The sequence below is a fragment of the Nitrosomonas marina genome, from assembly GCF_900110145.1.
Taxonomy (GTDB): domain Bacteria; phylum Pseudomonadota; class Gammaproteobacteria; order Burkholderiales; family Nitrosomonadaceae; genus Nitrosomonas; species Nitrosomonas marina.
In genome coordinates this window covers 59900-72550 of record NZ_FOCP01000017.1, presented here as the reverse complement: position 1 = coordinate 72550, position 12651 = coordinate 59900, and the positions used below count along the sequence as shown (strand labels likewise).

13 protein-coding genes, 2 tRNA genes and 1 pseudogene are annotated in these 12651 nt (G+C 48.1%); 9 read left to right on the top strand and 7 right to left on the bottom strand.

Annotated elements, in window-relative coordinates; genetic code table 11:
• Positions 1-43: 43 nt before the first annotated feature.
• Positions 44-340: an IS66 family insertion sequence element accessory protein TnpA gene (tnpA, locus tag BMX44_RS11795; RefSeq protein ID WP_090633266.1), complete on the bottom strand. Its 297-nt coding sequence runs from the start codon at positions 338-340 to the stop codon at positions 44-46.
• Between the two features lie 100 nt (positions 341-440).
• Here tnpA and BMX44_RS11790 point away from each other — a divergent pair, with 100 nt between their 5' ends.
• The 6 genes and pseudogenes from BMX44_RS11790 to BMX44_RS17550 form a co-directional block, all read left to right on the top strand.
• Positions 441-2195 carry a type IV secretory system conjugative DNA transfer family protein gene (locus tag BMX44_RS11790; protein ID WP_090633257.1) on the top strand — a complete coding sequence of 585 codons (1755 nt, stop codon included), beginning with the start codon at positions 441-443 and terminating at the stop codon, positions 2193-2195.
• A 75-nt stretch (positions 2196-2270) separates the two neighbouring features.
• Positions 2271-2489 carry a hypothetical protein gene (locus BMX44_RS11785; protein WP_090633256.1) on the top strand — a complete coding sequence of 73 codons (219 nt, stop codon included), beginning with the start codon at positions 2271-2273 and terminating at the stop codon, positions 2487-2489.
• Between the two features lie 93 nt (positions 2490-2582).
• A complete protein-coding gene (locus BMX44_RS16850) occupies positions 2583-2861 on the top strand; it encodes a hypothetical protein (protein ID WP_177167744.1) in 279 nt (92 codons plus the stop codon).
• The gene (locus BMX44_RS11775; RefSeq protein WP_090633255.1) at positions 2845-3324 is read left to right on the top strand and encodes a hypothetical protein; all 480 of its coding nucleotides are present in this window, start codon (positions 2845-2847) and stop codon (positions 3322-3324) included. Before BMX44_RS16850 ends, BMX44_RS11775 begins: the two co-directional genes overlap by 17 nt.
• Before the next feature lie 199 nt (positions 3325-3523).
• Positions 3524-3823, top strand: coding sequence for a hypothetical protein (locus tag BMX44_RS11770; protein WP_090633254.1), 300 nt, complete (start codon positions 3524-3526; stop codon positions 3821-3823).
• Between the two features lie 16 nt (positions 3824-3839).
• Positions 3840-4856, top strand: a pseudogene (locus tag BMX44_RS17550) (recombinase family protein); the annotation flags it as partial.
• A gap of 502 nt (positions 4857-5358) precedes the next feature.
• On the opposite strand, the gene BMX44_RS11760 reads toward BMX44_RS17550, so the two are convergent.
• The 3 genes from BMX44_RS11760 to aroC all read right to left on the bottom strand — a co-directional run bounded on the left by BMX44_RS11760 (position 5359) and on the right by aroC (position 6927).
• Positions 5359-5434 (bottom strand) — tRNA-Phe (locus tag BMX44_RS11760).
• Between the two features lie 25 nt (positions 5435-5459).
• Positions 5460-5536: transfer RNA gene (locus BMX44_RS11755), tRNA-Arg, on the bottom strand.
• A gap of 305 nt (positions 5537-5841) precedes the next feature.
• The gene (aroC, locus tag BMX44_RS11750; RefSeq protein ID WP_090633253.1) at positions 5842-6927 is read right to left on the bottom strand and encodes a chorismate synthase; all 1086 of its coding nucleotides are present in this window, start codon (positions 6925-6927) and stop codon (positions 5842-5844) included.
• A gap of 293 nt (positions 6928-7220) precedes the next feature.
• Here aroC and hemF point away from each other — a divergent pair, with 293 nt between their 5' ends.
• The 3 genes from hemF (at position 7221) to smbP (ending at position 9860) form a co-directional block, all read left to right on the top strand.
• Positions 7221-8117: an oxygen-dependent coproporphyrinogen oxidase gene (hemF, locus tag BMX44_RS11745; RefSeq protein WP_090633251.1), complete on the top strand. Its 897-nt coding sequence runs from the start codon at positions 7221-7223 to the stop codon at positions 8115-8117.
• Between the two features lie 185 nt (positions 8118-8302).
• On the top strand, positions 8303-9301 hold the full coding sequence (locus BMX44_RS11740) for a Kelch repeat-containing protein (protein WP_090633249.1): 999 nt from the start codon (positions 8303-8305) through the stop codon (positions 9299-9301).
• A 214-nt stretch (positions 9302-9515) separates the two neighbouring features.
• Positions 9516-9860 carry a small metal-binding protein SmbP gene (gene smbP / locus BMX44_RS11735; RefSeq protein ID WP_090633248.1) on the top strand — a complete coding sequence of 115 codons (345 nt, stop codon included), beginning with the start codon at positions 9516-9518 and terminating at the stop codon, positions 9858-9860.
• 89 nt (positions 9861-9949) lie between these two features.
• On the opposite strand, the gene rpoH is transcribed toward smbP, so the two are convergent.
• The 3 genes from rpoH to ftsE form a co-directional block, all read right to left on the bottom strand.
• Positions 9950-10792, bottom strand: a complete 843-nt coding sequence (gene rpoH, locus BMX44_RS11730) for an RNA polymerase sigma factor RpoH (RefSeq protein ID WP_090633246.1) — start codon at positions 10790-10792, stop codon at positions 9950-9952.
• 201 nt (positions 10793-10993) lie between these two features.
• Positions 10994-11908 (bottom strand): permease-like cell division protein FtsX, encoded by a 915-nt coding sequence (gene ftsX / locus BMX44_RS11725; protein WP_090633244.1) that lies wholly within the window; start codon positions 11906-11908, stop codon positions 10994-10996.
• Positions 11905-12558: a cell division ATP-binding protein FtsE gene (ftsE, locus tag BMX44_RS11720; protein ID WP_090633242.1), complete on the bottom strand. Its 654-nt coding sequence runs from the start codon at positions 12556-12558 to the stop codon at positions 11905-11907. Before ftsE ends, ftsX begins: the two co-directional genes overlap by 4 nt.
• Positions 12559-12651 lie beyond the last annotated feature (93 nt).

Below are 12651 nucleotides of genomic sequence, written 5' to 3'. Positions count from 1 at the left end.
TCCACCGGCTCAACGACCATCCAGATTTGTCCAACATGAGCAATCAGTCCAGACATTTCAACAATTCGCCCAGCCATTGCGGCGATACATTCGCCGGTACTTCGAGTGTATGACCGCCTGAACAACGCAGCCTCAAGTAATCTGTAACCGGCACAGCTGGTGTAATCGTCACCGGTACCATTGATCCCGGTTGACTACGCAATTGCGTTCTCCGATAAACCCGCAGCCAGTTTCCAAAAGTCTTGCTGTTCAGGCCATGCTTGCGACAATAAGACGTCTGCGACAATCCGCTCGACTGCCACGCCCTGATATGACGTAACTGTTGTTCCTGTGTTGTCATCGCTCATCCTCCTTTGAAAATGCCCGAGGATAAACAGATCTGATTCTAATTTATAGATGGCGGGGCTGGACGGTTACCTTAGACGTATCTGTAACCACCAATGAATCGACAACAATTATCGGGCCGACCACAGCCAAGCCTGCTGACAATTGCCAGCATTGCGGGCGGGCTAATGTGGTGGGCGCTGCAACTGGATGCGCCGCTGGCCGGTGGTCATGTGGATTGGTTTTCAGCATTTGTTTATTTTATGGCGGGGTTGTTTTGTCTGCATACCGTCATCCGTCTGCTGGAAAACCTCTCCCACTTTATCGATTTTCTTGCCAGCCGCAAACCATCGGGCCAGCACGGCAGCGCTGCATGGGCGAGCGTTAAGGAATACAAACATGCGTTAACCAGAAACAAACGCGGGCCGTTTTGGGGCCGCGCCTTGGATGGTTCCCGGCCTGCCTTGTTCTTTAACTTCGCCAGCAATACGATGACCGTGGCTCCTGCCGGATCGGGTAAAGGCATTTACACCGTTGTGACCAATATTATGAGTATCCGGCACAGCAAGGTGGTGGCCGATTTTAAGGGTGAATTAGTGTGCATGTGCAAAGCGGCGCTGGAGGCACGTGGTGAAATTGTCCGTATCCTCAATCCCGGTAATTTATTTTCAGACATTATCGGCCTAAGCGATTCTTACAATCCGCTGGATATTATAGCCGACGATTTGACAAGACCGGGTGGTTTGCGGGATGTGATGGACGATCTGCGCGAAATGGGCGCTCAAATTCTGCCCGAACCCGGTGATAAGGAAGGAGAAAACACCTACTTCCGAAAAGGAAGCAAGGAGCTAATTTCAAACGGCACTTTATTTGAAGTCATGGTGGATTTATATGATGCCACATATTCTTCCGTAGCATTATTAATCGAAGACCGCACCCGCCTTGAAGACATGGCGCGTTGGATCGCTGGTGTTGATCTTGAAGGCAATCCCCATCCAGACGGCCCGTTTCCAATTGAACATACTGAATGGGCGCAGGCACATGATCCTGAGGATGTAACTCAATTTGCGGCTCTGGTCAGGGCCAAAGCTAAAAACCAGATTGCGCTTATGTCCGGCGGCGATAATCGCACGTTTGACAGTTTTATAACAGGTGCGCAGCAAGCGCTGGCACCCTTTGCTTTCGGGAGGCTAGCGCCAGCCATGGGGCGTTCGACATTTCGCATGAGTGATCTGAAAGAAGGTAATAAACCCACCACATTATTCATCGTGGCTGACGCCAGTCGCATGGAAGCCTACAAGCCGTTTGTCGGGTTAGTACAGTGGTGCTGCATGACCGCAGTAAAGCGTCATGAGAATAAAGAGCGGCCTGTGTATTACATCCTTGATGAGGCCACCAATTCCAAGGTGAACGGGCTGGAGAATTTGCTTACGTGGGGACGCTCATACGGATTACATATGCATCTGATTTTTCAGGATTTATCTGCTTTTGAGCGGGTCTACTCTAAAACTGGCTTAGATACATTATTAAGCGAAACTGAAATTAAACAATTCCTCCCCGGTCAGCGCTCTCCCAAGACACTGGAACTCATTTCAAAACAAATGCTCGGCGATCAATCGTTGATGGCGATTGGCACCAGCCGGAGTCATGAGCAACCCGGATTAAGTGAGAATTTAAGTGAGGCGGGCCGCCCACTCGCCACACCTGATGAAATCCGGCGCTTGAAAGCTGGCATTTTATTCGTGCGCCAGCATCGTCCGATTTTGTTCGAGCCGGTTTCATACGCCGAAATCGAGCCGTGGCGCTCGCAAGTCGGGATTAACCCATTCCACGGCAAACCTTTCAAGAAGAAAGTAAAGATCAGATTATAGGAGAACGAACTCATAAAAACCTATTCACCCAGAAAATTCCGCCCGCTGCTATGGGCCTCAACACTGCTACACGGCTTGGCTTATCTGCTGCGTCACTGGTTTTTGTTATTGATCGCAATGCTGATTATTTCCCCTGTCGGGCCGCATTTGCTGGTCTGGTACAGCTATACCGATTACGGGGCATACAAGGGGATGAATGAGTGCATTTATCTCGGTGGCGGCGGACTGATTGAGATTAATGACGGCGATATCTGCCCGGTGATTGTGATCTCTGATCGCAGAGATATGGATTAAACCCAGAAAGAATAATTATGAATTTGCCGTCCGGCCCGCCTGCATCCGGGTGGTAAGTCACAAATACGCAGGCGAATTTATAAGGAGACAACCATGGATGAAAACAATGTTAATACGGGCCGCAAGCCCGACCAGATTGCCTACTCGGTCAAAGACAGTCCTGACGGCAAGGGATACTGGAACCGTGTCGGTGCTGCATGGAAACACCGGGATGGGCAAGGTACTGAGATTATTCTCGATAGCACCCCTGTAAACGGGCGCATCTCACTGCGTGATCAACGCGATCAGCGTATGCAGGACTATCAGGATGAGCGCGATACGCGCGAGCCAGTGAATAACGTTCAATCTCGTAGTCATGGCCGGGAACGATAACAAGGATCGTAACAGGGCTGTTTCCCCGCGAACCACGAGTTTTGCAGGGAAACACCCGGAGCTGGCCAAAGATACACCTGATAGCTTTCGTGAAGCGCCGCCCAATCGCCGGGAGTTTGACCATGCGCGTGATCGCTACATTAGCCTCCAACTCAAAGCGATGGAAAAAACTGAAGCGCAGCGGCGTGGTGAAAGCGAACGCAGTGGCCGCAGCTCTGAAATGGTGAAGCTAAGCAAACCGTTTCCAGAATTGCGACCCGCTAATGAACAGGCCCCGATCCGGCAAGCTTTTAACCGGGCATGGCTGCGTGAGCAACGCGAAGCGCGTTTGGCTGAGCTTGAAAAACAGCGCCAGCGTGAACAGCAAAATGCCGTTCAGGAGCAAGCGATTGAACAATCCAAAAAATCAATGGAAAGAGAATGGGGGAGAAAAGCACAGGAAGAACATGTACCGCAGCGCTAGACCCGATGGCTAAATTTTATACGAAAAAAATGATGAGATTTCCCAAAAGATGATACCGGCAACGTTAGATTTTTATTGCCTGCCAGCGAAAAATATGTTCTCTATTTGTTCACTTTTTATGCGTTCTGAACAAAGAGAGGGGCACCGCTATTAACCAATAAACCGACAAGGCAAGGCCTTGAAAAAAGGAGGGTGCGATATGCACGACAAAATCATAAATACCGATAATAAAGTCACAAAACAAGACGCCGCTGCACCGTTAAAATTCAAGCCGGATAATTACCGGCATCATCTTGATGAGTTTGATCTCACGCAAGAGCAGCAAAATGAACTGCTGGAATCGTTATGGACGATTATGAGCACTTTGGTCGATATTGGCTGGGGCGTTGATACGGTGCAGATTTTATTGCCCGAGCTGTTTGCAGAAGTTGCACCGGATTCTGAAAAGTTGCTAGAGTCTAGGAACACATCTGAATTTGATCAGAGCGTTGATACTTAAGGAAAGGTAAAAGAGGATGACAAACGATATTCCCACAAAAGCGCTTATTTATTGCCGCGTGTCCGATACCAAGCAAAAGACTGAAGGCAGCGGTCTGGAAAGTCAGGAATTCCGTTGCCGTCAGTATGCGGCAGAAAAAAACTACGTTGTGGAAGACGTGTTTCGTGATGATGTGACAGGCGGCGGGGACTTTGCCAAACGTCCCGGCATGATTGCTCTGCTCTCTTATCTTGAGAAAAACCAAAAGACCGGTTATGTCGTTGTCTTCGACGATCTCAAGCGCCTTGCCCGCGACACCATGTTTCACTGGCAGTTGCGTCACGCCATGGCGAATTTCGGGGCGCGGCTGGAATGTTTGAACTATAAATTTGACGATAGCCCGGAAGGTGAGTTTGTGGAAACGCTGTTTGCAGCGCAAGGCCAATTGGAACGCAAGCAAATTGGGCGACAAACACGCCAAAAAACGCAGGCCAGAATTGAAGCGGGCTATTATGCTTTTGTCGCCCCTGTTGGCTACCAATACCGCAAAACGAAGGGCAACGGCAAAATGATCTTTGTGGATGAAGCTGTCGCCCCTGCCCTACGCGAAGCCATGGAAGGTTTTGCATCGGGACGGTTTCAGACCAAGCGCGAAGTAAAATATTTTCTGGAAAGCCGCCCGGAGTTTCCCAAGACAGCCAGTGGCAAGCTTGGGAATGAGCGTGTTGATATTATACTTCGCAATCCACTCTATGCCGGATATGTTGAATACAAGCCGTGGGGTATCAGTTTACGCAAAGGCCAGCATGAAGGCATTATCAGCTATGAAACCTTCCTGAAAATACAAGAACGGCTTGAAGGACGCGCATATGTTCCAGCACGTAAAGACCTCAATCAGGATTTTCCTTTGCGCGGCAGTGTAACCTGCGAGTGCGGTAATGCGCTGACCGCCGCTTGGTCAAAAAGCAGAACAGGCAAACTGCATCCCTATTATGTATGCCAAAACCGGAAATGCGAATACAAAGGCAAATCTATCCGGCGCGATGTATTGGAAGGAGAATTTGAGAGCCTGTTGGAACGGCTCACCCCGACACGTAATCTGATAGCTACAGCAACGGATATGTTCAAGAAATTGTGGAACCACCGTGAGGCTACGGAGCAACAACGCCGCAAGACATTGGAACAGGAAAGTCAGAACAACCAGCGCAAGATGGATCAGATCCTAGACCGGATTGTTAATGCCAACTCGCCGCTGGTAGCAGAGGCCCTCGAAAAACGGATCGAAGAATTGCAAAACCGCCAGCATGTATTAGCGGAAAAAGTGAGCCAATGTGGCCGTCCGATCAGGTCATATGATGAGATGTATCGAACCGCAATGAAATTTCTGGAAGAACCCCATAAAATATGGGCCTTCGGACGCTTTGAAGACAAACGGGCAGTGCTGAAACTCGCCTTTACCGACCGCTTAACCTATGTCCGAAATGAAGGGTATCGAACCCCTGATTTATCATTGCCTTTCAAGCTGTTAGGCGAAGATTTTGGTCAAAAAATGGAAATGGTGGCCAAGGGCGGAATCGAACCACCGACACAAGGATTTTCAGTCCTCTGCTCTACCAACTGAGCTACTTGGCCTGTTTAATGCTGCGAAACTATTGATTGGCGCGCCCGGCAGGATTCGAACCCACGACCCCTTGGTTCGTAGCCAAGTACTCTATCCAACTGAGCTACGGGCGCTTAATACAATCTGTGTTTCCTTGCAGCGCAGGATTATAACAGATTGAAGCTGGCTGCGGGCTGCAAACTTCTATTTATTTTCTCATCAAGTGCTGCCTGCCATGAGCCGAAACAGATTTCAGTCCGGCAGGTTGTTTTACTGAAATCTTTTTCTACGCGGCGGCGATAATGGTTGATTTGACTCCACTTGTCAAGAGCAAACAACAACACGTCAAGATTTTCGTCTTGTCAGCTCGGTGTAGTGGTTGCATGATTTGTCCTTCCCACAACACGAGATCTCCCGTTAAAAGCAGGCCGGTGTTACCTCAGATTTTCGGCGTCATGCATATAACATCTGCAGTTTGTGCACGGTGACGCAGCGCATGGTCGATCAACACCAGGGCAAGCATTGCCTCAACGATTGGCGTTGCACGAATACCGACGCAAGGATCATGCCGACCATGTGTTTCCACAATCACGGATTCGCCGTTTTTATCGATGGAACGCCTCCCCAGACGTATGCTGGAGGTGGGTTTGATGGCAACATTAACAGTTATCGGCTGACCAGTCGATATTCCACCCAGTATACCGCCCGCGTTATTGCTGAGAAACCCTTCCGGCGTCATTTCATCCGAATGCTCTGTTCCTTTTTGTGTCACACTCGCGAAGCCTGCGCCTATCTCAACACCTTTGACAGCGTTAATTGTCATCATGGCATAGGCAATTTCGGCGTCGAGACGATCGTAAACCGGCTCACCCCAGCCGACCGGCACATTGTCAGCCACAGCACTGATTTTAGCACCGACGGAGTCACCAGACTTGCGCAATTGATCCATAAACTGCTCAAGCTGCTCTGTGCGACTACTGTCTGCCACAAAAAAAGGGTTTTGATCAACATCTTCCCAACAATTAAATGGAATCGCTATCGGCCCAAGCTGCGACATATACCCCCGGATCACGATACCGAATTTTTGGCTCAACCATTTCTTGGCAATTGCGCCGGCCGCCACACGTACCGCCGTCTCGCGTGCTGACGCGCGCCCACCACCGCGATAATCGCGTATACCGTATTTCTGCCAATATGTATAGTCTGCATGGCCAGGACGGAACACATCCTTGATTTTACTGTAATCCTTGCTGCGCTGATCTTCGTTGCGTATCAACAGACCAATCGGCGTACCTGTTGTTTTACCTTCAAACACACCAGACAGAATTTCAACCGTATCTGATTCGCGCCGCTGTGTCACATGTCTGGAAGTACCTGGCTTGCGCCTGTCCAGCTCGTGCTGGATGTCCTCAACACTGATTTCCAGCCCGGGCGGACAGCCGTCGACCACACAACCGATTGCAGGGCCATGCGATTCGCCAAAAGATGTAATGCTGAAAAGCTTGCCAAATGTATTTCCGGACATGCGTAAATTTTCCTCTAAATTTTATTATCATCAAATCAGAACTATCAATCTGCAATCCCAGTGTTTTAACAAACTGCTGCTGGGCAGCATTTGAGAAAAATCAAGTACATTATGCTTTAATCATGTTATATAACGGGTAAAATGCAGCGAATCGGCCAATTGGCTATTTCACTATTATAAACACAAAAAAGAAAAACAACGGCATTGAGTCCGGACATAGCCGTCTTTGAATTTACAGGATTAATGCCTCCAGACTTTTTCAGTTCAATATGCGCAGCAACACAGGAGATTGAATGAGCACATCACAAGTTAAAGATTATCTGACCCAGCTTCAAACCGATATCGTCTCGACAATTGAACAGGTGGATGGTAAAACATTCCATCGTGATCAATGGGACCGACCCGGGGGCGGTGGTGGAATAAGCACCGTGATCGAGGAAGGTAACGTTCTCGAGCGCGGCGGCGTCAATTTTTCTCATGTTTACGGCAGCGGTTTGCCCGCATCGGCCACGGCGGCACGCCCGGAATTATCCGGCAGATCATTTGAAGCGATGGGTGTTTCACTTGTTCTTCATCCACGCAACCCATATGCACCCACAGTACACATGAACGTGCGCTACTTTGAAGCGCGCAAAGAGAATGCGGATCCGGTCTGGTGGTTCGGCGGCGGCATGGATCTGACGCCGTATTATGGTTTTGAAGAGGATGCTATTCACTTTCATCAAGTCTGCAGGGATGCATTACAACCATTTGGCAGTGAATGTTATCCTCGCCTGAAAAAATGGTGTGATGAATATTTCTTTTTAAAACACCGTAACGAGCCGCGCGGTATCGGCGGTTTATTTTTTGATGACTGGAACCAGCCGGACTTTACGACCTGCTTTAAAATGACACAAAACGTCGGCAACAATTTTCTGAGTGCGTATCGACCGATACTGGAAAAACGCAAGGACACACCATATGGTGAAAGAGAACGCGATTTCCAGGCATACCGGCGGGGCCGTTATGTTGAATTCAATCTGGTCTGGGACCGCGGTACTTTGTTTGGGCTGCAGACTGGTGGACGCACTGAATCGATTTTGATGTCGCTGCCGCCGGTTGTTAAATGGCGCTATGACTGGAAGCCCGAAGCCGGCAGTGAGGAAAACAGGCTCTATACTGATTTTTTGATTGGAAAAGACTGGGTTTAGTCGATCCACAGTACCGATGTTACTCCCCTTTGACCATTGACCCGATTAAATGATTTATCACACGTAATGATACGGCATGCAATAGATGAATATTCCATGCATGGACTTACTGGTAAAGCAATCATTTCTACATCGCAATACAATGACTTCTACTTCTGTGAAAAAGTTTAACTGGAGGATGCCCAATGTTACAGCGTCAATTCGTTATGTCAGCACTGATTCTCTTTCTTTCACATGGACATTCACCGTTGATTCATGCGGAGTCGGGACTCGGAATCTGGAGCCAGGGCGCACCTGCCCCAAGCAAACGCACAGAAATAGCCGCAACAGCGTTAGGCAACAAAATTTATACTGTCGGTGGCTTCAACCGGCCAAGTATCAGTAATCTTCTGGATTTTGCTGTCAGCCGGGACGTTGAGATTTACGACCCAGCAACAGATAGCTGGACCGTGTCAACACCTATGCCAGAAGGACGACACCACGCCGGTATCGCGGCACACGGTGGATTTTTATATGTCATTGGCGGATTCACCAAATCCGGCTTAACTGTCTGGCATCCTGTCAACACTGTTTATGAATATGACCCTACCACTCAAACCTGGCGAGAACGAGCACCCATGCCAACCGCACGCGGCGCACTTGGCGTAACCGTTCATCAGGGTCGAATATACGCAATCGGTGGTTACGACGGCAAACAAAACACGGGCGCCACCGAAATTTACGATCCGGCCACTGATTCCTGGGCAACCGGCGCGCCATTATCTGCACCTCGCGATCATCTTGCTGTTGCAGCCACCGGCTCCAAAATCTATGCAATCGGCGGACGTTCTAATTTGAAATACCAGCAAAACACCAGTGTGGTTGAAGCGTACGACCCCGCTTCTGATCTATGGGAGTACAAAGCAAATTTACCAACTGCCCGCAGCGGTATCGGTGTCGGCGTAATCAACGAGCATATCTACATACTCGGTGGTGAATCGGATGAAGGCACGTTTGACAACAATGAAAAATATCTTCCCGACAATGACCGCTGGTTAATCATGCCGCCCATGCCAACGGCAAGACATGGCCTGGGTGTGGCTGTTGTCGATGGACGGCTTTATGCCATTGGTGGTGGAACATCGCCTGGAGCATCATTCAGTCAGATTACCGAAATCTTCGATCTGGCACCGGCGCTACAGTAACGTTGAAATCAAGAATGATCAAAATCGTCATGATTTCTGGCAGGCCTTCAGTACGCGTAACGAGTAAGTAGCAATACTTATGTTTTTATCAGCCACTTTATGTTATAAATAATTATGTGCTTGTTGATTATATTGACAGTAGAAAATGGCGCAAGCGCATTGTGGAGGGTTGTCCTAAAGAAGCAAAATCAATTTGTAAATGGAGGAGGTTACAATGAAACAGCTATCAACTATATTCGCAATAGGTGTGTTGGCTATATTCCTGAGCAATCAGGCTTTGGCATCCGATGCAGGACACACTTCTGAAGCTATGGAACATGCAGGACAAGCACTTGCGCATGGTGAAGACGGACATGCCAAGGTTTTGGTAGAGCATGCAGAAAAAGCTTTACAACATGCAAAGGAAGCTGAAGAAGCGCATGCCGCAGCACATAAACATATGACAGAAGCCATAAAACATATGGAAGAATCAATCAAGCACGGCAAGATGGGACATGCCGACGAAGGTGCCAAGCATATGAAAGAAGCAATCATGCATATGCGCAAATCAGGGCATTAACAAGCTAATTTATTCAAAAAAACCCTCAGCTTTTTCTGAGGGTTTTTTTGCGACTTCAATCTGTCAACCCGGCATTCATATATAATGACTTACTGCGCAGTTAGTAAATGGCGTATTTTTTGAATGGCCTTTGCTTCAATCTGCCGTACTCGCTCTGCCGAAACACCCAGTTCGTCCGCAAGCTCATGCAATGTCGCCGTATTTTCTTCTCTAAGCCAGCGCGCTTCGATAATGTGACGGCTGCGTTCGTCAAGACGGTCAAGGGACTGCTGCAACCCCTCACCGCGGCGTGCTTTGTCCTGCTCTGCTTCAAGGATCTGCGATGGATCTGAGCCGTCAGTCAAATATGCAATCGGACTATAGCGGTCGTCTTCTTCGTCAGATAGCGGTTCAAGTGAAATGTCGTTACCGTTGAAACGCTTTTCCATTTCAACCACTTCCTCAGGCTTAACATTCAACTGTTCAGCAACCTGTTTCACTTCTCCTGGACTCATGGTATCCAGCCCTTGCTTCAGGCTGCGTAAATTAAAAAACAGTTTTCGCTGCTGCTTGGTAGTTGCGATTTTGACCAACCGCCAGTTCCGCATGATAAATTCATGAATTTCAGCCTTGATCCAGTGCACTGCAAACGATACCAGTCGTACACCACGCTCAGGGTCAAAACGCTTGACTGCTTTCATCAGGCCCACATTGCCTTCTTGGATAAGATCTGCCTGCGGCAGACCATAGCCCTTGTAACCGCGCGCAATCGTCACGACAAAACGCAAATGCGACAATATCAACTGCTGTGCTGCGTTGATATCGCCCTGATCCCGTAAGCGTCTTGCAAGCTTGTTTTCTTCTTCCTGAGACAGTAACGGAAAAGAATTCGCCGACTGTATATAGCTTTCAAGATTCCCGCTTATAGACGGTACCGTTAAAGCATATGTCATGATATTCTCCTCTTTACCTCGTTCAAATAATGATATCTGCTTAAATAAATTTGTCTATTATTTTAGCACTCTCAGCTTAAGAGTGCGAATCGAGTCTAGAGTTCAGTATTATGTAAAAATATTATTAATCTTTTTCATATTTTTCTTGAATACATGCATTCGCCTAACATCCTGAATCAATTGCCATCATCAATCTCAGATCTATGTATCGGTTTCGATTCCCCTGAGATGACCGGCAACGGCGAGGCGCGCACCCAACCAGCCCAGCCAGGCGGCAAAAAGAAGCAGACTGATACTGTCCTGTTCAGGAAGATGCTGTAAATGTACATTCCAGGCATAGAGATCGGCCAGCGTCTTGAGTTGGCCATTTATCGTTTGTAATACCAGGGCAATTATCAACCAGGCAGTTATACCGCCTGCCAGACCCTGGATTGCGCCAAAATAAAGGAAAGGCCGCCGGATAAAACTATCTGTTGCACCAATAAGCTTGGACAGCTCAATTTCATCACGCCTGGTCATAATCTGCAATCTAATTGTATTAAACATCACAGCAACTACGGCTACGCTCAGCAACGCAAACAACAGCAAAACCACTACGCGTCCGAAATTCAACATCGCTTCCAAACGTTTGGTCCAGACGGAATCAAACTGCACATATTCGATTTCCGGCCATCCCTGCATGGTCGTCTGAAGCTGATCCAGTGCTTCGATGTCCACATCCTGTATGTCGACAAGAAATGCATCCGGCAGGGGGTTTCGTCCAAGGCTATGTATAATGTTTTCCAAACCACCACTCTGCTGTAATTGCAACAGAGCCTGATCTTTGGGGACAAATTCAATTCCCACGATCCGTTTTTGCTCCTGCAACAGGTTACGAATCGTGTCAATATCCTGTTCTGTTGCATGCTGTTTGAAAAACAGGCTCATTTGCGGCGTAACAACTGTCTGACCAGAAATTGCATGTAAATTTTGCAGCAATATGTAGACTCCGACCGGCAGACTGAATGCCACTCCCATTACCAGTATACTCAGCAGATTGGTTACGGGTGACAACACCATGCGTTTGAGCGTCTGTCCGAAAACAAAACCGTGCTGACTCAACCAGGCTTTGATCATGCCGCAAATTTTCCATGCTGCAGGGACAAAACACGATAATGCGTATCTTCCAACAATGACGCATCATGCGTTGCAATTAATACAGTTACACCTACCTGATGAAATGAATGAAAAATAGCCATGATCTCCCGTGCATATGCAATATCCAGATTGCCTGTCGGTTCATCAGCAATCAGAATCAACGGCCGATGCACCACAGCTCGCGCAATGCACAATCGCTGCCGTTCCCCGCCGGAAAGTGTAATCGGCATGGCTTTTTCTTTATTTAACAGGCCAACCTTATCAAGTGCGGCGCGTACCCTTCCAGCCGTAATTTTGTTGTCAAAACCGCTAATCTGCAAAGGCAACAGCACATTTTCATATACGTTCCTGTCAAACAGCAGTTTATAATCCTGAAACACAAAACCGATTTTACGACGCAAAAACGGTAATGCAGCGGGCCTCAACTGTACGATATTGTGTCCGTTGATCGCGATAACCCCAGAGGTTGGTCGTTCGATAGCCGCAATCAACCTCAATAATGTACTTTTACCCGCACCGGAATGCCCCGTTAAAAAAACCATTTCGCCTGCATCAATATTTAAATCAATATTATTCAATGCCTGATATCCATCGGGGAAACGCTTACTCACTTGTTTGAACTGAATCATACAGCCTCGACGATTAATACGAAGACGAGCGGTCTTTAAACACGACTAAATTCTGTGAAAACACAGCACTACACAATAGATTAACCGGAAACG

What these genes read in the sequence shown, in the direction of transcription:
- BMX44_RS11790 (WP_090633257.1), top strand. Translation starts at nt 441, where the DNA reads ATGAATCGACAACAATTATCGGGCCGACCACAGCCAAGCCTGCTGACA.
- BMX44_RS11770 (WP_090633254.1), top strand. Translation starts at nt 3,524, where the DNA reads ATGCACGACAAAATCATAAATACCGATAATAAAGTCACAAAACAAGAC.
- BMX44_RS16850 (WP_177167744.1), top strand. Translation starts at nt 2,583, where the DNA reads ATGGATGAAAACAATGTTAATACGGGCCGCAAGCCCGACCAGATTGCC.
- aroC (WP_090633253.1), bottom strand. Translation starts at nt 6,927, where the DNA reads ATGTCCGGAAATACATTTGGCAAGCTTTTCAGCATTACATCTTTTGGC.
- ftsE (WP_090633242.1), bottom strand. Translation starts at nt 12,558, where the DNA reads ATGATTCAGTTCAAACAAGTGAGTAAGCGTTTCCCCGATGGATATCAG.
- BMX44_RS11775 (WP_090633255.1), top strand. Translation starts at nt 2,845, where the DNA reads ATGGCCGGGAACGATAACAAGGATCGTAACAGGGCTGTTTCCCCGCGA.
- BMX44_RS11740 (WP_090633249.1), top strand. Translation starts at nt 8,303, where the DNA reads ATGTTACAGCGTCAATTCGTTATGTCAGCACTGATTCTCTTTCTTTCA.
- tnpA (WP_090633266.1), bottom strand. Translation starts at nt 340, where the DNA reads ATGACAACACAGGAACAACAGTTACGTCATATCAGGGCGTGGCAGTCG.
- hemF (WP_090633251.1), top strand. Translation starts at nt 7,221, where the DNA reads ATGAGCACATCACAAGTTAAAGATTATCTGACCCAGCTTCAAACCGAT.
- rpoH (WP_090633246.1), bottom strand. Translation starts at nt 10,792, where the DNA reads ATGACATATGCTTTAACGGTACCGTCTATAAGCGGGAATCTTGAAAGC.
- smbP (WP_090633248.1), top strand. Translation starts at nt 9,516, where the DNA reads ATGAAACAGCTATCAACTATATTCGCAATAGGTGTGTTGGCTATATTC.
- ftsX (WP_090633244.1), bottom strand. Translation starts at nt 11,908, where the DNA reads ATGATCAAAGCCTGGTTGAGTCAGCACGGTTTTGTTTTCGGACAGACG.